The 22,347-nt window shown below is 69.3% G+C and carries 23 protein-coding genes; 8 read left to right on the top strand and 15 right to left on the bottom strand.

Features of this window, described 5'->3' with window-relative positions; genetic code table 11:
* Positions 1-30 precede the first annotated feature (30 nt).
* From ABB55_RS10570 to ABB55_RS10560, 3 genes are all read right to left on the bottom strand, one after another.
* Entirely contained in the window at positions 31-1,350 is a 1,320-nt protein-coding gene (locus ABB55_RS10570) for a sensor histidine kinase (protein WP_152982000.1), read from the bottom strand.
* Positions 1,351-1,535: 185 nt separating this feature from the next.
* On the bottom strand, positions 1,536-2,195 hold the full coding sequence (locus tag ABB55_RS10565) for a response regulator transcription factor (RefSeq protein ID WP_054358775.1): 660 nt from the start codon (positions 2,193-2,195) through the stop codon (positions 1,536-1,538).
* Positions 2,196-2,588, bottom strand: a complete 393-nt coding sequence (locus ABB55_RS10560; protein ID WP_054358774.1) for a PepSY domain-containing protein — start codon at positions 2,586-2,588, stop codon at positions 2,196-2,198. It abuts the gene before it with no gap.
* 168 nt (positions 2,589-2,756) lie between these two features.
* Between ABB55_RS10560 and ABB55_RS10555 the strand changes: the two genes are divergently transcribed.
* The 5 genes from ABB55_RS10555 (at position 2,757) to ABB55_RS10535 (ending at position 8,147) form a co-directional block, all read left to right on the top strand.
* Positions 2,757-3,425, top strand: a complete 669-nt coding sequence (locus ABB55_RS10555; RefSeq protein WP_054361970.1) for a phosphoribosylanthranilate isomerase — start codon at positions 2,757-2,759, stop codon at positions 3,423-3,425.
* A 41-nt stretch (positions 3,426-3,466) separates the two neighbouring features.
* Positions 3,467-4,684 carry a tryptophan synthase subunit beta gene (trpB, locus tag ABB55_RS10550; protein ID WP_054361969.1) on the top strand — a complete coding sequence of 406 codons (1,218 nt, stop codon included), beginning with the start codon at positions 3,467-3,469 and terminating at the stop codon, positions 4,682-4,684.
* A 101-nt stretch (positions 4,685-4,785) separates the two neighbouring features.
* The gene (gene trpA / locus ABB55_RS10545; RefSeq protein WP_054358773.1) at positions 4,786-5,625 is read left to right on the top strand and encodes a tryptophan synthase subunit alpha; all 840 of its coding nucleotides are present in this window, start codon (positions 4,786-4,788) and stop codon (positions 5,623-5,625) included.
* 230 nt (positions 5,626-5,855) lie between these two features.
* Positions 5,856-6,758, top strand: a complete 903-nt coding sequence (gene accD, locus ABB55_RS10540; RefSeq protein WP_054358772.1) for an acetyl-CoA carboxylase, carboxyltransferase subunit beta — start codon at positions 5,856-5,858, stop codon at positions 6,756-6,758.
* A 63-nt stretch (positions 6,759-6,821) separates the two neighbouring features.
* The gene (locus ABB55_RS10535) at positions 6,822-8,147 is read left to right on the top strand and encodes a bifunctional folylpolyglutamate synthase/dihydrofolate synthase (RefSeq protein WP_083463516.1); all 1,326 of its coding nucleotides are present in this window, start codon (positions 6,822-6,824) and stop codon (positions 8,145-8,147) included.
* Positions 8,148-8,254: 107 nt separating this feature from the next.
* Here ABB55_RS10535 and cydX read toward each other — a convergent pair whose 3' ends face one another.
* From cydX to mutM, 12 genes are all read right to left on the bottom strand, one after another.
* Positions 8,255-8,362, bottom strand: coding sequence for a cytochrome bd-I oxidase subunit CydX (cydX, locus tag ABB55_RS10530; protein ID WP_054358771.1), 108 nt, complete (start codon positions 8,360-8,362; stop codon positions 8,255-8,257).
* A gap of 18 nt (positions 8,363-8,380) precedes the next feature.
* Entirely contained in the window at positions 8,381-9,532 is a 1,152-nt protein-coding gene (gene cydB / locus ABB55_RS10525; RefSeq protein WP_054358770.1) for a cytochrome d ubiquinol oxidase subunit II, read from the bottom strand.
* 13 nt (positions 9,533-9,545) lie between these two features.
* Entirely contained in the window at positions 9,546-11,108 is a 1,563-nt protein-coding gene (locus ABB55_RS10520) for a cytochrome ubiquinol oxidase subunit I (RefSeq protein WP_054361967.1), read from the bottom strand.
* Positions 11,109-11,151: 43 nt separating this feature from the next.
* A complete protein-coding gene (locus ABB55_RS10515; RefSeq protein ID WP_054358769.1) occupies positions 11,152-11,367 on the bottom strand; it encodes a hypothetical protein in 216 nt (71 codons plus the stop codon).
* A 109-nt stretch (positions 11,368-11,476) separates the two neighbouring features.
* Entirely contained in the window at positions 11,477-11,947 is a 471-nt protein-coding gene (locus tag ABB55_RS10510; protein ID WP_054358768.1) for a hypothetical protein, read from the bottom strand.
* Between the two features lie 355 nt (positions 11,948-12,302).
* The gene (locus ABB55_RS10505; RefSeq protein WP_054358767.1) at positions 12,303-12,923 is read right to left on the bottom strand and encodes a 2,3-bisphosphoglycerate-dependent phosphoglycerate mutase; all 621 of its coding nucleotides are present in this window, start codon (positions 12,921-12,923) and stop codon (positions 12,303-12,305) included.
* A gap of 13 nt (positions 12,924-12,936) precedes the next feature.
* The gene (gene dapB, locus ABB55_RS10500; protein ID WP_054358766.1) at positions 12,937-13,752 is read right to left on the bottom strand and encodes a 4-hydroxy-tetrahydrodipicolinate reductase; all 816 of its coding nucleotides are present in this window, start codon (positions 13,750-13,752) and stop codon (positions 12,937-12,939) included.
* Between the two features lie 186 nt (positions 13,753-13,938).
* The gene (gene dnaA, locus ABB55_RS10495; RefSeq protein ID WP_054358765.1) at positions 13,939-15,384 is read right to left on the bottom strand and encodes a chromosomal replication initiator protein DnaA; all 1,446 of its coding nucleotides are present in this window, start codon (positions 15,382-15,384) and stop codon (positions 13,939-13,941) included.
* Positions 15,385-15,534: 150 nt separating this feature from the next.
* Positions 15,535-15,972: a rhodanese-like domain-containing protein gene (locus ABB55_RS10490; protein ID WP_054358764.1), complete on the bottom strand. Its 438-nt coding sequence runs from the start codon at positions 15,970-15,972 to the stop codon at positions 15,535-15,537.
* Between the two features lie 673 nt (positions 15,973-16,645).
* The gene (gene rpsT, locus ABB55_RS10485; RefSeq protein ID WP_054358763.1) at positions 16,646-16,912 is read right to left on the bottom strand and encodes a 30S ribosomal protein S20; all 267 of its coding nucleotides are present in this window, start codon (positions 16,910-16,912) and stop codon (positions 16,646-16,648) included.
* 196 nt (positions 16,913-17,108) lie between these two features.
* Positions 17,109-17,882, bottom strand: a complete 774-nt coding sequence (locus ABB55_RS10480) for an enoyl-CoA hydratase (protein ID WP_054358762.1) — start codon at positions 17,880-17,882, stop codon at positions 17,109-17,111.
* A gap of 229 nt (positions 17,883-18,111) precedes the next feature.
* Positions 18,112-19,020, bottom strand: a complete 909-nt coding sequence (gene mutM / locus ABB55_RS10475; protein WP_054358761.1) for a bifunctional DNA-formamidopyrimidine glycosylase/DNA-(apurinic or apyrimidinic site) lyase — start codon at positions 19,018-19,020, stop codon at positions 18,112-18,114.
* Between the two features lie 85 nt (positions 19,021-19,105).
* Here mutM and ubiE point away from each other — a divergent pair, with 85 nt between their 5' ends.
* From ubiE to ABB55_RS10460, 3 genes are read left to right on the top strand one after another with little or no spacing between them, the layout of a single operon-like run.
* A complete protein-coding gene (gene ubiE, locus ABB55_RS10470) occupies positions 19,106-19,951 on the top strand; it encodes a bifunctional demethylmenaquinone methyltransferase/2-methoxy-6-polyprenyl-1,4-benzoquinol methylase UbiE (protein WP_083463515.1) in 846 nt (281 codons plus the stop codon).
* Positions 19,951-21,531 (top strand): 2-polyprenylphenol 6-hydroxylase, encoded by a 1,581-nt coding sequence (ubiB, locus tag ABB55_RS10465; RefSeq protein ID WP_054358760.1) that lies wholly within the window; start codon positions 19,951-19,953, stop codon positions 21,529-21,531. The genes ubiE and ubiB overlap by 1 nt, the downstream gene beginning before the upstream one ends.
* Positions 21,532-21,586: 55 nt before the next feature.
* Positions 21,587-22,327, top strand: a complete 741-nt coding sequence (locus ABB55_RS10460; RefSeq protein WP_054358759.1) for an AprI/Inh family metalloprotease inhibitor — start codon at positions 21,587-21,589, stop codon at positions 22,325-22,327.
* The last annotated feature ends 20 nt before the right edge of the window (positions 22,328-22,347 follow it).

The following is a 22,347-nucleotide window of genomic DNA, read 5'->3' as shown; positions in this document are numbered from 1 at the left end:
CCGGGGCGCGCGGCCGTCGGCGCGGGCGGATCACTCCGTCTCGACCGCGCTCGGACTGCGCGGCAGTTCGACCCGAACGGTCAGGCCGCCGCCGGGCGTTTCCGACAGCGCCAGCGTGCCGCGATAGCTGGTGACCAGATCGTCGACGATGGAGAGGCCGAGGCCGGAGCCCTGCACCGTCTCGTCGAGCCGGATGCCGCGCTTCAAGACGGCCTCGCGGCGCGCTTCCGGGACGCCCGGTCCGTCGTCGGCGACGACCACCTCGATGCGCTCGCCGGCCGCGTGGGCGCTGACCTCGATCCGGCCGGCGGCCCATTTGCGGGCGTTGTCGAGCAGATTGCCGAGGATCTCGTTGGCATCCTCGGGATGCAGCGGCGCCGTCAGCCCGGGCGGGATCTCGACCAGCCAGTCCAGTTCCTCGCCGCGCGGCAGGCGCTGCATCGCGCCGACCATGCGGTCGAGCGCGCGCGAGAGATCGAGCCGGTTCAGATAGGGCACGGCGGCGGCGCGCGAGCGGGCGAGTTCGCGCTCGACGAAGCGCGACAGACCCGCAACCTCGATGTCGATCGCGTCGGCAGCCTCGGTCTCGCCCCGCTCGCGCAGGGAGCGGGATTCGGCCGACAGCACGGCGAGCGGGGTCTTCAGGCCATGGGCGAGGTCGCCGGCCCGCGCCCGGGCGCGCTCCACGGCCTGCTCCTGCGCGTCGATCAGCCCGTTCAGCTCCTCGACCAGCGGCAGGACCTCGTTCGGGAAGGCGCCGTCGAGGCGGCGGGTCTTGCCGCGGCGTACCTGGAGGACGAGATCGCGCAGATTTTCCAGGGGCTTGAGGCCGACCGTGATGTAAGCCCAGCCGGCCAGCGTCAGGAAGGCGACCAGCACGAACAGGAAGGCGGCGGCTTCGAGCGCGAAGTCGAACACCAGGCCGTCGATCTCGGCGCGGTCCTCGCCGACGAACAGGCGGAAGGTGCGCAGGTCGCCGCCCTCGGCCGCCATCGAGACGCGCCGTTCCAGCGTCATCAGCGCCTGGTCGCGCGGTCCTTTCAGTTCGCGCACCTCGCCTTCCGGCGCTTCCGGCGGGATCGGCAGGGTCTGGTCCCAGAGCGAGCGCGACCGGATCTTGATGTCGCCCGCCTCGACGATCTGGAAATAGAGCCCCGAGAAGGGACGCACGAAGCGCGGATCGGCAAGGTCGTCGATCACCTCCGGTCCGCGCGCGCCGACGCGCAGGAGCGCCGTCAACTGGTCGAGATGCGCCCCGACCTCCTGCACCAGCCGGCGCTCGACATGGCGGTCGGCCAGCACGACGAGCGCGACGCCGGCCGCCGCCACCGCGAGAGCGGAGGAGATCACGGCCGAGAGAATCAGCCTGAGGCGGAGCGAGCCGGGGACCAAAGGCCGTCCATGGGTGCGGGGTCTGATCCGGGTCCGTCAGACCCGATCGGTTGAGGCTTGGGCGGAAGATAGCCGGGGAGCGCAGGCGTTCAAGGGCCGCGGCCGGGATATCCGGCCGCGATGCGCGCCCGGGGCCGGGCCGATCAGTCGGTCGAAACCAGATAGCCGTGGCCGCGCCGGGTCTCGATCACCTCGGACCCGACCTTGCGCCGGACGCGTCCGACCAGCACTTCGAGCGCGTTCGAATCCGGTTCGACATCCTCGTGATAGATGTGTTCGACCAGCTCGGCCCGGCTGACCACGCGGCCGCGATGGTGCAGCAGATAGGAGAGCAGGCGGAATTCGAGCGGCGACAGCGGGATCGGCTGGCCGTCGACGGTCGCCCGCGCGCGCCGCGTGTCGAGCGTGATGCCATGCGCGGAGAGAACCGGATTGGCGCGGCCGGCGGACCGGCGGATCAGGGCGCGCACCCGCGCGACGACCTCCTCCATCCGGAACGGCTTGACCAGATAGTCGTCGGCGCCGGCGTCGATGCCCTCGACCCGGTCGGTCCAGCTGCCGCGCGCGGTCAGGATCAGGATCGGAATGTCGCGCCCGGCGTCGCGCCAGCGCTTCAAAACCTGCAGTCCGTCCATCTTGGGCAGGCCGAGATCGAGCACGACGGCGTCGAACTCCTCGGTGTCGCCCCGGAACCAGGCATTCTCGCCGTCCGCGGCCTCTTCGACCACGTAGCCGGCATTCTTGAGCTGGACGGCCAGATCGCGGCGGATCCGGTCTTCGTCTTCCACGACGAGCACGCGCATCTATTTGAGCTCTTCTTTGAGGACTTTTGCTGTAGCGGCGTCGATCGTCACGACCCGGTAGCGACCGCCCGCGGTCAGCAGCGTCATGGCGTAGATCCAACGGCCATCGGTGCGATCGAGGGAGACCTCGACGAAGTTGTCCTGCCCACTCAATGTGACGAGACCAAGGATTTCGTCCAACGATTTCACCTCGCCGCGCGCCAGGGCCTGCCGGGCCTTCTCGTGGTCGGCCGCAGCCGACTCGAGGTGCCGGCGGCCGCCCGGACGATCCGGCGCCGCAACGGCACCCGTGCGGGAAGTCCCGCGACCCATCTCGGCCGGGCTGGCGAACGGGGGCGGTGTGGCGATGACGGCCAGCAGGGCGGCCGCGACCGAATGGCGGAGACGAGGCATCGAAGGATCCTTCTTGCCCAGTCTAACTGACGCCGCCTGTCCGAAGACTGACCGGACGCGCGGTTCCGGCAAAGGCGTTGCAGTGTCCGCGTCCGACGGAACGGTGGACGGCGCGGCCGTTCCGTGCCAGTGATCACCTCCCCAATGGAGCCCCCGGCCGCGAAGACCATGCCAGCCCTCGTCAAGATCTGCGGGCTCAGCACCGCCGAAACCGTCGCTGCCGCGCTGGATGCCGGCGCCGATATGCTCGGCTTCGTCTTCTTTCCCCGCAGCCCGCGCCATGTCGCCGTCGAGGCCGCGGCCGCCCTGGCGGGTCCGGCGCGCGGCCGCGCGCAGATCGTCGCACTGACGGTCGATGCGTCCGACGCGGCGCTCGACGCGATCGTCGCCGGCCTCAGGCCCGATATCCTGCAACTGCATGGCGCCGAGACGCCCGCCCGCGCGGCCGCGATCCGGGCGCGCACGGGGATTGCGGTGATGAAGGCGATCCGCGTCGGTGAGGCGGCCGATTTGGCGCCGGTGCCCGACTTCGCCGCGCATGTCGATCGCTTCCTGTTCGATGCCAAGCCGCCGCCCGGCCTGACCGGTGCGCTGCCCGGCGGCAACGGCCTCGCCTTCGACTGGCGTCTGGTGCGCGGCCTCGATCCGGGCCGGCCCTGGATGCTGTCGGGCGGTCTCGACCCGGCGAATGTCGCCGAGGCGCTGGACCTGACGGGCGCGCCGGCCGTCGACGTCTCTTCCGGCGTCGAGAGCGCCCCCGGCGTCAAGGACCCGGACCTCATCCGCGCCTTCATCCGCGCCGTACGATGGCGGGCGCCGGCTGTCGCGACCGCCTGACCGACCTTCCCACACAGAATGACCTGCCCGAGGACGCTCCCGTGACCATCACGCCCAACACACTCCGTTCCGGCCCGGACGACCGCGGCTTCTTCGGCCTCTATGGCGGCCGCTTCGTCGCCGAGACGCTGATGCCGCTGATCTTGGAACTGGAGAAGGCCTATGACGAAGCCCGGAACGATCCGGCCTTCCACGCCGAACTGGCGCATCTGGGCAAGCACTATACCGGCCGGCCGAGCCCGCTCTACTTCGCCGAGCGCCTGACCGAGCATCTCGGCGGCGCGAAGATCTACTTCAAGCGCGACGAGCTGAACCATACCGGCAGCCACAAGATCAACAACTGCCTCGGCCAGATCCTGCTCGCCCGGCGCATGGGCAAGACCCGGATCATCGCCGAGACCGGTGCCGGCCAGCACGGCGTCGCCTCGGCGACCGTCTCGGCCCGCTTCGGCTATCCCTGCACGGTCTATATGGGCGCGACCGACGTGGAGCGGCAGAAGCCGAACGTCTTCCGCATGAAGCTGCTCGGCGCCACCGTCAATCCGGTCACCTCGGGCGCCGGCACGCTGAAGGACGCCATGAACGAGGCCCTGCGCGACTGGGTCACCAATGTCGAAGACACCTATTACATCATCGGCACCGCGGCCGGCCCGCATCCCTATCCGGCCATGGTGCGCGACTTCCAGTCGGTGATCGGCACGGAGGCCAAGGAGCAGATGCTGGCGGCCGAGGGGCGCCTGCCGGATGCGCTGGTGGCGGCGATCGGCGGCGGCTCCAACGCGATCGGCCTGTTCCATCCGTTCCTGGACGACCGCGACGTGCAGATCTTCGGCGTCGAGGCCGGCGGCCACGGGCTCGACGTGCCGAACGGCCATGCCGCCTCCATGGCGGGCGGCCGGCCGGGCGTGCTGCACGGCAACCGCACCTATCTGCTGCAGGACGGCGACGGCCAGATCCTCGAGGGCCATTCGATCTCGGCCGGCCTCGACTATCCGGGCGTCGGGCCGGAACATTCCTGGCTGAAGGATACCGGCCGCGTCTCCTACGTGCCGGCGACCGACCGCGAGGCGCTCGACGCCTTCCAGGTCTGCACCCGCCTGGAGGGCATCATCCCGGCCCTGGAGCCGAGCCATGCGCTCGCCCATGTCATCAAGCTCGCCCCGACCATGGCCAAGGATCAGATCATCCTGATGAACATGTGCGGCCGCGGCGACAAGGACGTGTTCACGGTGGCCAAGCATCTCGGCCAGGATATGTGACGGTTTCCGTCCGGGGACCCGCCGCGTCGCGGGTCCGCCCACCCCTTGCATTCGACCCCTTCCTCGTCGATGACATCGGCGAGAAATCCGTGGGATCCGTCATGACCGAGAGCCGCATCACCCGACGCTTCGCCGAGACCGCCGCCGCCGGGCGGCCGGCCCTGGTCACCTTCGTGACCGCCGGCGATCCGGACTACGACACCTCGCTCGCCATCCTGAAGGCGCTGCCCGGCGCCGGCGCCGACGTGATCGAGATGGGCATGCCCTTCTCCGATCCGATGGCCGACGGCCCCGCCATCCAGGCCTCCGGCCTGCGCGCGCTGAAGGCCGGGCAGACCATGGTGCGGACCCTGGCCATGGTTCGCGCCTTCCGCGAGACCGACCAGACGACCCCGATCGTGCTGATGGGCTACTACAATCCGATCTATTCCTGGGGTCCCGAGGCCTTCCTGGATGCCGCCAAGGCGGCCGGGGTCGACGGCCTGATCATCGTCGACCTGCCGCCGGAGGCCGATGACGAGCTCTGCCTGCCGGCCATGGCACGCGGGATCAACTTCATCCGCCTGGCCACGCCGACCACCGACGACCGGCGCCTGCCGGCCGTGCTCACCAACACCTCCGGCTTCGTCTACTACGTCTCGATCAACGGCATCACCGGCACGGCCTCGCCGGATGCGGTCCGGGTCGGCGGCGCGGTCGAGCGGATCAAGCGGCACACCAGCCTGCCAGTCGCGGTCGGCTTCGGCGTCAAGACCGCCGAGCAGGCGCAGCGGATCGGCCAGGATGCCGACGGCGTGGTGGTCGGCTCGGCCATCGTCGCGGCCATCAAGGGCAGCCTGGACGCCGAGGATCGTGCCACCGGGGCGACCGTTCCGGCGGTCGAGGCGCTGGTCGGCGAACTGGCCGCCGGCGTCCGGGCGGCGAAGCGCTCCGCCGCCTGATCCGCGCCGCCGGCGCCGCCCGTCCCGCGACATGGCGCCCACGGGCGAGCCGATGTCGGCGGCAGCGTTGCGTCCGGCCTCGCTTCGGCCTATTCGAGAGGCCCCGCATGCGGCGGGGCGGCCCTCGGATGGCCGGAATTCAGTCCTATTCGACGACCGGCGACGCCACGGCGTCCGGCCGTCGAGCCGTCGCCTGACCGGCCTCGTCGAGGCCTCGGAGACCGACCCCCGTGAACTGGCTGACCAACGTCGTCCGACCCAAGATCAAGAGCCTGCTCGCCAAGCGCGAGACGCCGGACAATCTCTGGATCAAGTGCCCGGAGACCGGCGAGATGGTGTTCCATCGCGACCTGGAGGCGAACCAGTTCGTCATTCCGTCGTCGGGTTATCACATGCGCATGCCGGCCCGGCGCCGGCTCGAGGTCCTGTTCGACGGTGCCCGCTACGAGACGATCGCCGTGCCGCCGTCGCCGGTCGACCCGCTCAAGTTCCGCGACGAGCGCCGCTATACCGACCGCCTGAAGGACGCCAAGGCCAAGACCGGCAACGAGGATGCGGTCCTGCTCGGCATCGGCCAGCTCGACGACATGACCGTGGTCGCCGCCGTGCAGGATTTCGACTTCATGGGCGGTTCGCTCGGCATGGCTGCCGGCGAGGCGATCGTCACCGGCATGCTGGCGGCGGTGGAGCGGCGGGCGCCGTTTATCCTGTTCGCGGCCTCGGGCGGCGCGCGCATGCAGGAGGGCATCCTGTCGCTGATGCAGATGCCGCGCACCACGGCCGCGATCCAGGCGCTGCGCGAGGCGAGGCTGCCCTATCTGGTCGTGCTGACCAATCCGACCACCGGCGGCGTCACCGCCTCCTATGCCATGCTGGGCGACGTGCATCTGGCCGAGCCGGGCGCGCTGATCGGCTTCGCCGGCCCGCGCGTCATCGAGCAGACCATCCGCGAGAAGCTCCCCGACGGCTTCCAGCGCTCGGAATATCTGCTCGAGCACGGCATGGTCGACATGGTCGTCCAGCGCCAGGACCTGCGCGCGACACTGTCGCGCCTCTGCCACGTCCTGACCAAGACGCCCAAGGTCGAGGTCGTCGAACTCGAACCTGTCGAGGTCGAGCAGCCCGCGGCCTGACCGCCGTCTGCCGTGCCCGGCTCGCGGATGCCCGTCCGCGCCCACTCCGGAGCTCATCTGGCGATGCCCCCTTCGGCCCTCGATGCCCTCCTGGATCGCCTGACCATGGCGATCCCGGCAGGGTGGGATCTCGGCCTGGAACGGATCGAGCGCCTGCTCGCCGAACTCGGCAATCCGCACCACACCCTGCCGCCGGTGATCCATGTCGCCGGGACCAACGGCAAGGGCTCGGTGACGGCCTTCTGCCGCGCGATCCTGGAGGCCGCCGGCAAGACCTGCCACGTCTACACCTCGCCGCATCTGGTCCGCTTCAACGAGCGCATCCGCATCGCCCATCCGGGCGGCGGGCGGCTGGCCGACGACGACGTGCTGGCGGCCGCGATCCTGGAGGCCGAGCGGGTCAATGCCGGCCGGCCGATCACCTTCTTCGAGCTGGCGACGGTCGCCGCCTTCCGGCTCTTCGCCCAGCATCCGGCCGACTATACCCTGCTGGAAGTGGGCCTCGGCGGACGGCTCGACGCCACCAACGTCATCCCGGCGCCGCTGGTCAGCGTGATCACCTCGATCTCGGTCGACCATGAGAAATTCCTCGGCGACACGATCGAGAAGATCGCCGCCGAGAAGGCCGGCATCATCAAGCGCGGGGCTGCGGCCGTCTCGTCGCCGCAGACGCCCGAGGTCGTGACCATCCTGGAGCGGCGCGCCGCGCGCGAGGGCGTCCGTATCCAGTTCGGCGGCCAGGACTGGATCGCCGGCCCGGAGAACGGCCGGCTGGTCTACCAGGATGCCGACGGGCTGCTCGACCTGACCGCGCCGCGCCTCCTTGGCGCCCACCAGTTCGTCAATGCCGGCACGGCCGTCGCGGCGCTCCGTGCGGCCGGGATCGCGCCCGACAACCAGACGATCGGGCGCGGCCTGGAGACGGTCGAATGGCCGGCGCGGATGCAGCGGCTCGGACCGGGGCCGGTCACGGCGCTGGCGCCGTCCGGTGCGGAGGTCTGGCTCGACGGCGGCCACAATCCGGGCGCCGGCGAGGTCGTCGCGCAGGTGATGGGCGATCTGGAGGAGCGCGTGCCGCGGCCGCTGTTCCTCATCGCCGGCATGCTCAAGACCAAGGATCCGGTCGGCTTCTTCCGGCCCTTCGCGGGCCTCGCCCGCCATGTCTTCACCGTCCCGATCCACGGCGGCCACGAGACGCGGACGCCCGAGGATCTCGCGGCGGCGGCGACCGCCGGCGGGCTCTCGGCCGAACCGGTCGCCAGCCTGGAGGCCGCGCTCGCCCGTCTCGCCTCCGGCTGGCAGTCGGACGAGGCGCCGCGCATCCTGATCTGCGGCTCGCTCTATCTCGCCGGCGAAGTGCTCAAGGCCAACGGCGCCCTGCCGGCGTGACCCCGACGATCCCGCGGTTCGGGCGGCAAGCGGCCGACGCGCCGACAGTCCCTGAACCGCTTCGGCTTCGCAGGCCGGCACGGCGGCCGGCCTGCCGGCGTTCGTCGTCAGTCCGTGTGGCCGGGATCGGGCATGTGCAACTCATGCCACATGGCGTTGAGGATGGCGGCTCCGCAGGCGAAGCCGAGGCCGAGCACCCAGGTGAAGTACCACATATCGACCGTCTCCCCGATTCAATAGAGATGCGTGGAATTGGCCTCGATCGCTTCGGCCGTCATCTTGCCGCGCAGGACGCGAAAGACAAAAGCCGTGTAGGCGAGGACAATCGGCAGGAAAAGCAAGGTCGCGCACAGCATGACGAAGAGCGTCAACTGGCTCGACGACGAATCCCAGACCGTCAGGCTGGCCCCGGGCGCTATCGAGGACGGCATCAGGAAGGGAAACATGCTGACGCCGACGGTCGAGATCGTGCCGAAGATTGCGATGGCCGATGTCACGAAGGCGAAGCCGGGACGCTTGACGACGACCAGGACGGCCGTGAGAACCGATCCGGCGAGACCGGCGATCGGCGCGGCCTTCAGAAGCGGCCAGGCCTCGTAGTTCTTCAGCCACTGGCCCGGCACGATCGCCACCTCCTTGACGAGGGGGTTGGACGGCCCGTCATGCGCGACCGCGCCGACGAGCGCATAGCCGGGCAGGCCCTTGGCGATCCAGAGGCCCGCCAGGGTGAACAGCAGGACATGGAGCCCGGGGAACAAGGCGCCGGCCACCCGGGCCCGATCGGCAACGGGTCCCTCGGTCTTCAGGGCGACGAAGACGGCGCCGTGGCCGGTCAGCATGGCGAGCGAGACCAGGCCGCACAGCAGTCCGAAGGGGTTCAGCAGTTCGAACAGGCCGGATCCCTCGTAGAGCACGCGCATGTCGTTGTCGATGCGGAACGGAACGCCCTGGAGCAGGTTGCCGATCGCGACGCCGAAGACCAGCGAGGGCACCAGCCCGCCGGCGAAGAGCGCCCAATCCCAGGATGCGCGCCAGCGCGGGTCGGCGATCTTGTTGCGGTATTCGAACCCGACCGGGCGCAGGATCAGGGTCGCCAGGACGAGGAACATGGCGATGTAGAAGCCCGAAAAGGCCGTGGCATAGACGGCCGGCCAGGCGGCGAAGATGGCGCCGCCGCCGAGGATCAGCCAGACTTGGTTGCCCTCCCAGACCGGACCGATGGCGTTCAGCACCTGGCGGCGCTCGTTGTCGGTTCGCGCGACGGTGCGCAGGAGCGTTGCGGCCCCGAGATCGAAGCCGTCCATGATCGCGAAACCGATCAGGAGAATGCCGAGGAACAGCCACCAGATGAGACGGAGCGTTTCGTAGTCGACGGGAATGTTCATGGGGCGACCCTCCTCATTCCGCGGGCTGAAGGGCGGCGCCGGCCGGGCGCGGACGGATGTCGAGCGCGGCGACGGGACCCATGACGATGTATTTGCGCATGAGCTTCACCTCGATCACGAGCAGCGTCGTGTAGAAGATGACGAAGCCGGCCAGCGTGAACGTGACCTGCGGCAGCGACAGCGCCGAGGAGGCCAGCCGGGTCGGCAGGACACCGTCGATGGCCCAGGGCTGACGGCCGTATTCGGCGACGAACCAGCCGAGTTCCGCCGCGACCCAGGGCAGCGGCAGGCTCAACAGGCAGAGCTTCAGAAAGGCGGGATGCTCGAAGCTGCGCCGGGTCGAAAGCCAGAAGGCGGTGGCGAAGAGGACGATGAAGAAGAAGCCGAGCCCGACCATGATCCGGAAGGCCCAGAACAGCGGCACGACGTTCGGCACGGTGTCGAGAGCGGCCCGAGCGATCGTGGCCTCGTCGGCCCGGCGCGGATCGTCGATATGTCGCTTCAGGAGCAGCGCATAGCCGAGATTGTCGGCATGGGCGACCAGGGTTTCGCGGGCGGCCTTGTCGGTCCGGTCGGCCTTGAGGCGTTCCAGGGCGTCGTAGGCGACCAGTCCGTCGCGGATTCGGGCCTCGGTCTTCTTGACCAGATCCTTGATGCCGGGGATTTCCTGGCTCGTGGAGCGCGTGGCGATCAGCCCGAGCATCCAGGGGATCTTGACCTCGGCCGTGTTGGCCTGCCGCTGCTGGTCGGGCAGCGCCACCACTGTGAAGCCTGCCGGAGCCTTTTCGGTCTCCCACATGGCCTCGATGGCGGCCATCTTCATGTGCTGATGCTCGTTGACCGTGTAGCCGCTCTCGTCGCCGAGCACGACGACCGACAGGGCCGAGGCGAGCCCGAAGGCCGAGGCCACGATCATCGAGCGCGTCGCGAAGGCACGGTGCCGCCGGCGCAGCAGATAGTAGGCCGACACCGCCAGGACGAAGCCCGCGCCCGTCACATAGCCGGCCGAGACCGTGTGGACGAATTTCGACTGGGCGACCGGGTTGAGCAGCAGCGCGCCGAAATCGGTCAGTTCCATGCGCATCGTGTCGGGGTTGAAGGCCGAGCCGATCGGGTTCTGCATCCAGGCATTGGCCACCAGGATCCAAAGCGCCGAAAGGTTCGAGCCGATGGCGACCAGCCATGTCACCGTCAGGTGCCCGACCTTGGAAAGGCGGTCCCAGCCGAAGAAGAACAGGCCGACGAACGTGCTCTCCAGGAAGAAGGCCATCAGGCCTTCGATGGCCAGCGGCGCCCCGAAGATGTCGCCGACATAGTGCGAATAGTAGGCCCAGTTCGTGCCGAACTGGAATTCCATCGTGATGCCGGTGGCGACGCCCAGGGCGAAGTTGATGCCAAAGAGCTTGCCCCAGAATTGCGTCATCTCGCGCCATATGACGCGACCGGTCATGACATAGACGCTCTCCATGATGGCCAGCAGAAGGGAGAGCCCCAAGGTCAGGGGTACGAACAGGAAATGGTAGAGGGCGGTTGCGGCGAACTGCAATCGCGCCAGCCCCACCGGATCGATGTCCAGCATGGCTTGTCCTTTTGGCAAGGGGCTCGAAGGCCCCGGACGGTCAGGGAAGGGACCGGGTCGGCGCCGGGGCGATGAGGCGGGACATGGCCGCTTCGTCGACCGGCACGACGGCATCGGTCCCGATGAGATAGGCCCGCATCGCGATGACGACGCAGAGCTTGAGGGCGAGGGCGGCGACGATCGCGCGCGCCAGCGGTGTCTGCGGGCGGATCGCGGCGCGCAGGAAGGCGGCCAGCGCGGAAACGGAGCCGGACATGGAAGACCTCGAGGTGAGGAGACGGGCGCTGAGGATCGGGACCCGGCGCGCATGGCGGTCGCAGGACCGCACGCGCCAGGGGGCTGCCGATCGACGAACTGACCGACGATCAGGCTGCCGGCGGACCGGTGGGCGGCTTGGCCCGGTCGCGAACGACAACGGCGGCGGCATCCCGTTCGAGGACGGCGAGCATCGCGGCGACGATCGCGCCGCCGTTCGGGGCGAGCGGGATGTCGGCGGGAATGTCGGCGAGGCCGCCGATCAGCGGCAGGCAGAAGGGACAGGTGGCGCCGCCCGGCTCCTCGCCGATCGGGCGGCCATCGCGGTCGAGGATCACCAGGCCGGAGCCGGTGCAGATGACGATGCGGTCGCTGCCGAACGGGTCGAGTGCGCGGTCGATGCCCGTCGGAGCGCCTCCCGCCTGCGCGCCACCCGCCGGTGCACCGGCGGCCACCATCATGGCGACGAGGAGATTGGTCAGGACGACCAGCATGCCGAGGGCGGACGCGACCTCGCGGCGGACGGCGCCGAGCGCCGTCGTCGTGGCAAGGTCGTATCTGCGCCGAGGCCTCCGGCCCACCCTTCGAGCTCCCGTTCGGCCGCAAGGCCGTCTGCCGGATCCGTCGGTGTCCGGCAGGCTGCCGCTCGACCCACCGCCGTACGCCGTCCGTCAGGCACGGGCCGTGGCGCCAGGAGGTTTGTCAGTTGGCCGCGATCCGCCGGCGACCACAGCTCCGGATCGTAGCGATCCTGACAAGCTATGCCTTGACCGAGGTCAGAGTCTCAGCCGGGTAGGCCTTCATCCGGATGGCTTTTGGGGCGGCCCGCAGGCGCGCCCCGGCGTCCGCCGGCTTGGTCGGCGGTCTCGTCCGGCGTTCAGTTCCGGCGATTGGGGCGGACCGCCGATCGGGCCGTCCGCAGGATATCCCGAGCGGTCAGGCCGCCAGGTCCTGGCGCGACAGGATCGCGCCGTCTTCGGCGAAGCGGTAGACGATCGGCACGCCGGTGGCGAGTTCGCGCTTGATGATCTCTTCGCCGGTCAGGCCTTCGAGCTTCATGATCAGCGCGCGCAGCGAATTGCCGTGGGCGGCGACCAGCACGCGCCGGCCGGCCATCACGTCGGGCATGATATGCGCCTCGAAATAGGGCAGCACCCGCGCGGCCGTATCCTTCAGGCTCTCGCCGCCGGGCGGGGGGATGTCGTAGGAGCGGCGCCAGATATGGACCTGCTCCTCGCCCCAGCGCTGGCGGGCATCGTCCTTGTTGAGGCCCGACAATTCGCCGTAGTCGCGTTCGTTGAGGGCCTGGTCGCGGACGATCGGCAGGTCGGTCTGGCCGAGTTCGGCGAGGATCAGGTCGAGCGTGGTCTGCGCCCGCTTGAGCGCCGAGGTGTAGCAGAGGTCGAAGCCGAGCCCGAGCGCCTTCAGCTTCTGGCCGGCCGCCCGGGCTTCCGCGACGCCCTTCTCGGTCAGGCCCGGATCCTTCCAGCCGGTGAACAGGTTGAGCTTGTTCCACTCGCTTTCGCCGTGGCGGCACAGCACCAGGAGACGGTCCATCGAGAGACTCCGGTCAGTCGTCGGAAAGGCCGAGCACGTCGGCCATGGAATAGAGGCCCGGCTTGCGGCCGCGGCCCCAGAGCGCGGCCTTGACGGCGCCGCGGGCGAAGATCGAGCGGTCCTCGGCCTTGTGGACCAGTTCCACGCGCTCGAACTCGCCGGCCAGCACCACGGCATGCTCGCCGATGACCGTCCCGCCGCGCAGCGTCGCGAAACCGATGTCGCCGCGCCGGCGGGCGCCGGTATGGCCGTCACGGCTGCGGACCGCGTGATCGCCGAGATCGATGCCGCGCCCGCGCGCGGCGGCTTCGCCGAGCATCAGCGCCGTGCCGGAGGGCGCGTCGACCTTCATGCGGTGGTGCATCTCGACCACCTCGATATCGAAATCCGCATCGAGCGCGCGGGCGGCCTGTCGCACCAGCAGTGCGAGCAGATTGACGCCGAGGCTCATATTGCCGGACTTGACCACGACTGCGTGACGCGCGGCGGCGCGGATGCGGTCATTGTCGGCGTCGGACAGGCCGGTCGTGCCGATCACGTGGACGATGCGCGCCTGCGCGGCCAGTTCGGCGAATTCGAGCGTCGCGGCCGGTCCGGTGAAGTCGAGCACGCCCTCGGCCGCGGCGAACAGCGGCAGCGGATCGTCGGTCACCGTCACGCCGAGCGGTTCGAGCCCGGCGAGGACGCCGGCATCGCGTCCGATCTCCGGCGAACCGGACCGTTCCACGGCCCCGGCCACGGTCACGCCGTCCATGCCGGCGATCGTCCGGATCAGGGTCTTGCCCATCCGGCCGGCCGCTCCCACCACGATCAGCCGCATGTCGGCCATGGCGCTCCTCCTGTCCAGGCTGGAGCTATAGAGAGCCGGCCTCTGCGGCGCAACCGCGCGGGCGCGGGGCGCGGTCCCGCCTTTCGCAGGGGTGGCGGGTTCCGAGCGGCGGACGCCGGGCGCCGAAACGCCGAAAGCCGCCCTCGACTGGGGGCGGCTTCCGAAAACGGCACAATGTCCGGAAGGTCAGAGGTCGATCTGGCGCTTCAGCCCGTCGACCTCGTCCTGGAAGGCGCGGTCGGTCTTGATCATGTCCTCGATCTTGCGCACCGCATGCAGCACCGTGGTGTGATCCCGGTTGCCGAAGCGGCGGCCGATCTCCGGCAGGGAGCGCGGCGTCAGCGTCTTGGACAGATACATCGCGATCTGGCGCGGCCGCACCACGGTGCGGGTGCGCCGGCTCGACAGAAGATCGGCCTTGGAGACATTGTACTGCTTGCAGACGATCCTCTGAATGTCCTCGATCTTGACGCGCTTGGCCTCGCGCACGCGCAGCAGGTCGCGCAGCGCCGTCTCGGCCATTTCGACGCTGATCGGCTCGCCGGTCAGCTGGTTGTGGGCGACCAGGCGGTTGACCGCGCCGTCGAGGTCGCGGCCGCTCGACGTGACGTTCTCGGCGACATAGTCGATCACCGCATCCGAAACGGCGAGTGCCGCATAGCTGCGTCGCGCCGCCGCGATCCGGCCGGACACGATGCGCCGGCGCAGGTCGAGATCGGGCGCATGCAGTTCGATCAGCAGGCCGCCGCCGAGGCGGGAGCGAACCCGTTCGTCAAGCGTTTCAAGCTCGACCGGCGGCCGGTCGCCGGCCACGACGACCTGGCGGGCGCCATCGATCAGCGAATTCAGCGTGTGGCAGAATTCCTGCTGCACCTGCTTGCCCTGCAGGAACTGCATGTCGTCGATCAGCAGGAGATCGATGCCGCGCAGGCCGTCCTTGAAGGCGATGGCCGACTGCGATTTCAGCGCCGCGACGAAGCGGTACATGAAATGCTCGGCGGTCAGGTAGAGCACGCGCCGGCCCTGCTCCTTCGCGGCCCGGGCCACGGCCTGCAGCAGATGGGTCTTGCCCAGTCCGACGGCGGCATGGAGATAGAGCGGGTTGAAGCCGACGGCCTCGCCCGGACGGGCCTCCGCCACGCGGCGGGCCGCGGCCAGCGCCAGGCTGTTCGAACGGCCTTCCACGAAGGTGTCGAAGCTGTAGCGCGGGTCGAGCGGCGAGCCATAGAGGGCGTCGTCGGTCCTGACCTCGGCGAAGACGGCCTCGCGCTGGACTTTCAGCGGCTGCGGCGCCTGGGCGACCGGGCGCGGATCGAGCGTCGGCCCGTCATAGGGCTCGGCGCCGACCGCCGCGCCGGGCGTCCGCGGACGGATCGCCGAGCGGACGGTGAATTCGATCTGCCGCGCGCCCTCGAACTCTTCCTGGAAGAGGGCCAGGAGACGGTCTCGGTAGCGGTTCTGCAGCCAGTTCTTGAGGAAGCGCGTCGGCACCGACAGATGCACCGCGCCGTCCGTGATCGATTCCAGATCCACCCTTGCGAACCAACTGTTGAAGACATCCTCGCCAAGCTCCGCCCGCAGGCGTTTCTTGATGCGATCCCATTCCGCATGGCCCGACAGCCCCACGCTCATCGTTCCAGCCTCCTTCGTAGTCCTTGGGTCGGCCCGGACCCGCCAGTCCAGGTTCGACTATGATTTGTTGAATTGGCGCACGCTTATGCAACTAAAACGCGAAGCCAAGGGGACCCTGCGGCCTCGCGGGGTCCCCGACGATCAAACAGTTCAGGTTTGCTTCCAGGGAAGTCCGGCAGCCTTCCACCCGTCCCGCTGGCCACGATGGCCGTTCGGATCGAGAGGGCCTTCGAAGCCGCCTGCGACGTTGAGGCAGCGCTGCCATCCTGCAGCGGTCGCCGCGATGGCGGCGGATCGACTGCGGACGCCGGACCGGCACAGGAAAAGAACGGGATCCTCCCGCGACGCACCGACACCATCGAGGGCCGCCGACAGGCGGTCCACGAAAGCATCGTCCACAGCCATTTCGGGATAGACCTGCCACTCGATGAGGAGAGGCGCCTTGCCGAGCCCACTCAGCTCGGGCAGTCCGACGAAAGACCATTCGGGACGGGTACGCACATCGACCAGCTGCGCCGGCCCGCTGTCGGACAGCAATCTCCAGGCCTCCGCAGGGGGGATATCCCCCGCGTAGGCTTCGCCAGTCATCAATGACATTCTCGGCCCCCGCATGCGGACTGCGCCGCATATTCCAAAATCTTTGACGAAGCAAGGCATTGGCTGCCTTTATCTTCGTTTCAGATTAGTTATTCTTGAATTGAACGGAACGCGACACTAGATCCCGGAACTTTCAACTGAGCATTTTACTCGCCATTTTTGAGCATAACGCGCCCAATGCTCATCATGAGCTCCGTGTCCCAGGATTTTGTCTGAGGGTCATGAAGGGCGGGCCCTTCATGACCCCAACTTTACACAGCGGGGTCGTAGGGTGCAACAGAGACGAGTCCCCGGTGGGGTCCGGTGTTGCCGAGAGTCCGCACTCGGAAAATCGTCGAGAACGGGTTCATATCGAGAAGCGATGTGGAGTCAATGTGGTCTCCGTCGGGACCGCTCCGGAGACCGGATCGGAAACCAGCCGGCCAAGAATTTTGCCATCAAGGCCTTGACTCTTCGACCGTGTCGGGCCTTTCCAGATGCTCTTGGAACATTCTTGTAACATATTGGAATATCATAAATTTCTCTGATCAGCCCGGGTCCTTCCGAGTCTCTCCGGAAACCGGTTGGGTGGCGCCGGGCGGGCCGTTGAGGTTAGCCGGACAAACGAAAAGCCCGGACCACCGGTCCGGGCTTTGCGCAGTATTCGACAATCGCAGCGTGCTGATCAGGCGCCGAGAGCCTTGAGCCGGCTGGCGAGGCGCGAGATCTTGCGGGACGCGGTGTTGGCGTGCAGCACGCCCTTCGACGCGGCGCGCTGCAGCTCGGGCTGAGCGGCCCGGAGCGCGGCGGCGGCGGCCACCTTGTCGCCGGAGGCGAGCGCCTCCTCGACCTTGCGCACGAAGGTCCGAACGCGGCTGCGCCGGTTCTTGTTGACCGCGGTGCGCCGCGTGATCTTGCGGGCCGCCTTCTTGGCGGACGGCGTATTGGCCATGGACGAGCCTTTCCTGGAACGATCCTGAGAGGCGCTCCGTCCGCGGCTTCGGCGGGTCTCCCGCCGGGCCTCGCGTACCGGGTGCCGATCAAACGAAAGCGGCGGCGGACGCGCCGCCACCGGTCGGAGCGAGCTTATAGCCAGGGTCCCGGCCCGCGTCAACGCCGAACCGGCCGTCCCGGGCGGGCATGCGGCCTCAGCGGTGGGTGAATTCGGCCTTCCGCTTCTCCGCGAAGGCGTTCATGCCTTCCTTCTGGTCGGCCGTGGCGAACATCGAGTGGAAGATGCGCCGCTCGAAGCGCAGGCCCTCGGCGAGCGTGGTCTCGAAGGCGCGGTTGACGGCCTCCTTGGTCATCATCGCGGCCGGCAGCGAGAAGCCGGCGATGTCGGCGGCCGCCTTCATGGCGGTCGGCAGGAGCTCGGCCAGAGGCACGACGCGGGCGACCAGGCCGGAGCGCTCGGCCTCCTCGGCCCCCATCATCCGGCCGGTCAGGCAGAGATCCATCGCCTTGGCCTTGCCGATCGCCTTGGTCAGGCGCTGGGTGCCGCCGGCGCCCGGCATGACGCCGAGCTTGATCTCGGGCTGGCCGAACTGGGCATTGTCGGCGGCGATGATGAAGTCGCACATCATCGCCATCTCGCAGCCGCCGCCGAGCGCGAAGCCGGCCACCGCCGCGACGATCGGCTTGCGGAAGCGGGCGATGCGGTCCCAGGAGGTGATGAAGTCGTCCAGATAGGCGTCCGGATACTGCAGGTTCGCCATCTGCTTGATGTCGGCGCCGGCCGCGAAGGACTTCTCCGAACCCGTGATCACCACGGCGCCGATCGCCCGATCGGCCTCGAAGGCGTCGAGCGCGGCATTGATCTCGTTGATCAGATCGGAGTTGAGCGCGTTGAGCGCCTTCGGCCGGTTCAGCGTGATGCGGCCGACGCGGCCCTCGGTTTCGACGATGATCAGTTCGTAGGCCATGGGGCGCTCCCTTCGATCGCGCCGGAGCGCGCATGGCGGCGGCCCCGGTCTTGGTCCAAGAAGCGCTACCCGAGGCCCGGTCCGGTTTCAACCGGACCGAACGGGGGAGGCCCAATCCGGTTTCAACCGGACCAAACGGGGGAGGTCCTATCCGGTTTCAACCGGACCGAACGGCGGGGACCCACCGCGGTTGCGACGCCACGGAGCGACGGAGCCGCTGGCCGGTCACTCAGCGCTGGCAGACCGGACAGAAGAAGGTGGAGCGGTTCGACTGGACCACCCGTTCGATGACGCCGGCGCATTCGAGCCGCGGGCAGGGTTCTCCCTCCCGGTCGTAGACGGCGAAGCGGTGCTGGAAGTAGCCGAGTTCGCCGTCGGCATTGACATAGTCGCGCAGCGACGAGCCGCCGGCCTCGATCGCCTCGCCGAGCACGTCGCGGATGGCGTCGGCCAGCCGCTCGGCCTCCGCGCGCGGCCGGCCGGTCTTCGTCACGATCGTTCCCGCCGCCCGCATCGGCGACAGCCGGGCGCGCCACAGGGCTTCGCAGACATAGATGTTGCCGAGCCCGGCGATCAGGCGCTGGTCCATCAGGGCCGCCTTGAGCGAGGTCCGGCGGTCCTGGAAGAGGGCCGCGATGGCGGCGCCGGTCAGGGCGTTGCCGAGCGGCTCCAGGCCGATGCCGCGCATCATCGGGTGGTCGGCGAGGCCGGCCCGCTCGGTCATCACCATGAAGCCGAAGCGGCGCGGGTCGTTGTAGGTGACGGTCGCCCCGTTGGAGAGGGTGAACACGACATGGTCGTGGGCGGCATTCTTGGAGCGCTCATACTGGAAGGCGCCGGGCGTCTCCCCGTCCGCGCCAGTCGTGTCCGCGCTGGGCGCAGCCGGGAGGGCGATCCGGAACGAGCCGGACATGCCCAGATGCATGATCAGCACGGCGCCGTCGTCGAGGTCGGCCAGAAGATACTTGGCGCGGCGGGCGAGCGAGACGATGCGCCGGCCGGTGACGCGCTCGGCGAAGCGCTCGGGCAGGGGGAAGCGCAGGTCCGGCCGGCGACAGTCCAGACCCGTCACCTCGGCGCCTTCCATGACCGGGGCGAGGCCCCGGCGGACGGTTTCGACTTCGGGCAATTCGGGCATCGGCGACAGGCTCTCGCATCCGGGGCCGGGACGATAGCGCTCCCGACCGGCTTCCGCTATGGTCCCGCGCCAAAAGGAGAACCCCATGACGCAGCATCCGTCGAGCGGGGCGGCCGAGAGCCGTCCGGACGCGGCTTCCGCGGCAGGCCGGATTCCGCCGGAGGCGGCCGCGGCCAGTGCCGAGACGGCGAGCTTCGGCTTTCGCGACGTGCCGATCGGCGAGAAGCAAGGCCTTGTGGACGAAGTGTTCCACCGGGTCGCGGCGCGCTACGATGTCATGAACGACGCCATGTCGGGCGGCCTGCATCGGCTCTGGAAGGACGCGATGGTGTCGCGGCTCGCGCCGCCGCGGACCACCCGCAAGCCGCTCCGGGTGCTCGATGTGGCCGGCGGCACCGGCGACATCGCCTTCCGCATCGTCGAGCGCGCCGACGGCAATGCCAAGGTCACGGTCTGCGACATCAACGCCTCGATGCTGGGCGTCGGCCGCGAACGGGCCGAGAAGCGCGGGCTGGCCGGCAAGGTCGATTTCATCGAGGGCAATGCCGAGGAATTGCCGTTCGAACGGTCGTCCTTCGACGCCTATACGATCGCCTTCGGCATCCGCAACGTGCCGCGCATCGACAAGGCGCTGGCCGAGGCCTACCGGGTGCTCAAGCCCGGCGGGCGGCTGCTGTGCCTGGAATTCTCGGCCGTCGACGTGCCGGTGCTCGACCGCATCTACGAGACCTATTCGTTCAAGGTGATCCCGGTCCTCGGCAAGCTGATCGCCGGGGACGACGAGCCCTACCGGTATCTGGTCGAATCGATCGCCAAGTTCCCGCCCCAGGAGCGCTTCGCCGGCATGATCCGCGCGGCCGGGTTCGAGCGGGTCGACTTCACCAACCTGACCGGCGGCATCGCGGCGATCCATTCGGGCTGGAAGATCTGATGTCCGGAGCGGTCGTCGGTCCGCTGCTGCGGCTCGCCCGGGCAGGCTTCGTCCTGGCCCGGGAGGGCGTGCTCCGGGCCATGGCGCCGCCCGACCCGCCGACCGTCGGGCGGATCGTCCTGGCGGTCTCCGCCCTGATCGAGCGCCGGGGACTGACGGGCGTCGACCGCGGCACCCGCGTCTCGGAGGCGCTGAACCGGCTCGGCCCGTCCTATGTCAAGCTCGGCCAGTTCCTGGCCACGCGGCCGGACGTGGTCGGCCGGGACATGGCCAAGGATCTGGAGGCGCTGCAGGACCGGGTCGCGTCCTTCCCGCTCGCCGATTCGATCGCCACCATCGAGCGCGCCCTGCAACGGCCGTGGCAGGCGGCCTTCGTCTCGATCGGCCCGCCGGTCGCCGCCGCCTCGATCGCGCAGGTCCACAAGGCCCGCGTCCGCACGCCCGACGGGGAGACCCGGGAGGTTGCCGTCAAGGTGTTGCGCCCGGGCGTCGAGGCCCGGTTCCGGCGCGATCTCGACAGCTTCTACCTCGCCGCCCGGCTGATCGAATGGCTGGTTCCCGCGGTCCGGCGGCTCAGGCCGGTCGCGGTCGTCGACACGCTCGCCCGCTCGGTGCGCCTGGAGATGGATCTGCGCCTGGAGGCGGCCGCCCTCTCCGAGATGGCCGAGAACAGCCGCAACGATCCCGGCTTCCGCGTGCCCGGCGTCGACTGGGAGCGCACCGCCAAGCCGGTGCTGACGCTCGAATGGGTCGACGGCGTCAAGGTCTCCAACCTCGCCGGCATCGAGGCGGCCGGTCACGATCGGGTCGCGCTGTCGAAGACCGTGATGCAGTCCTTCCTGCGCCACGCCATGCGCGACGGCTTCTTCCACGCCGACATGCATCAGGGCAACCTGTTCGTGGATGCCGACGGCCTGCTGGTGGCGGTCGATTTCGGCATCACCGGGCGGCTCAACCCGGCCGAGCGGCGCTTCCTGGCCGAGATCCTGTTCGGGTTCATCCGGCGCGACTACCTGCGCACGGCCGAGGTGCATTTCGAGGCCGGCTACGTGCCGCCGGAGCAGGAGGTCGAGGTCTTCGCGCAGGCGCTGCGCGCCATCGGCGAGCCGCTGCGCGACCGGCCGGCGCGCGAGATCTCGATGGCGCATCTGCTCAACCAGCTGTTCGAATATACCGAGGTCTTCGACATGAAGACCCAGCCGCGGCTGATCCTCCTGCAGAAGACCATGGTGGTGGTCGAGGGCGTCGCCCGCACGCTCGATCCCGATCTGGACATCTGGACGGCGTCCGAACCGGTCGTGCGCGAGTGGATCGAGCGCAATCTCGGCCCCGGCGCCAAGCTCGGCGAACTGGCCGGCAGTGCCGGTGCGGTCGGCGGCCTGGTGATGCGCCTGCCGGCGCTGGCGGAGCGGGTCGAGACCGTCTCGGCGGGTCTCGCCGACATGACCCGCCACGGCTTCCGCCTGGACGAGGAGACCGCGCGCGCCATCGGCCGCGAGGAGGGGCGGGGCCGCCGTCTGCCGACCTGGATCGGCGCCCTGGCGCTGGCCGCGATCGCGCTGAAACTCCTGTTCGGATAGATCCGGACGGCCGCCCGGTCTGGTTTTTCCTCCGTGCCGGCGCTAGCATTTGACCATGTCGCCCCGTCGCCGAACGATCCGCAGCGTCTGCCTCTCCGCGTTCGCCGCGGCGGCCGGCGCTATCCTCACTGCCGGCGCCGCCCTGTCGGCCGGCGCCGTCGACGAGGCCGTCTACCGGGCGACGGCCGGCCGCTGGCTGATCGCGCCGGAGGGCGGCGGCAAGGGCTGCGTCATCACGCTTTCGACCGAGACCACCATCGGCGGTCGCCGCCTGGACGGGACGGCCGGCTGCAAGGGCGCCGTGCCCGCCATGGCCGAGGCGGCGTCCTGGGATTTCGACAACGAGAAGAGCGGCATCGTCTTCCGCGACGCGCTGCGCAAGCGTCTTCTCGAGGTGGTCGAGCAGGAGACCGCGACCTACCGGCAGGAGCCGGCCGGCCCCGGCAAGGCTCTGGTGATGTTCCCGGCGCGCGGCAGCATGGACCGCGTGCCGAGCCCCGGCGACCTCTTCGGCGAATGGCAGATGCGCCGGCCTGGCGGCCCCGTCCTGTGCACCGTCTCGCTGCTCGAACGCACCGCGCCGGGCGACCAGGGCAGCTATACGCTCTCCCTCGCGCGTGAATGCGATGCCGGCCTGGTCCGTCTGAAACTGTCGACCTGGCGGATCGAGGGCATGGATCTGATGTTCTACAGCTTCGAAGGCGACAGCCTCGCCTTCACCCCGCGGGCGCCCGGTGCCTACGCCAAATCCGAGAAGGAAAGCGGCAAGCCGCTCGACCTGATCAAGACGAAATAGTCGCGCTGCCCCGCGCGTCT

This window comes from Prosthecodimorpha hirschii (assembly GCF_001305515.1).
Taxonomy (GTDB): Bacteria; Pseudomonadota; Alphaproteobacteria; order Rhizobiales; family Ancalomicrobiaceae; genus Prosthecodimorpha; species Prosthecodimorpha hirschii.
Note: the sequence above shows the minus strand (reverse complement) of the source record. Positions and strands in the feature narration are given on the sequence as shown.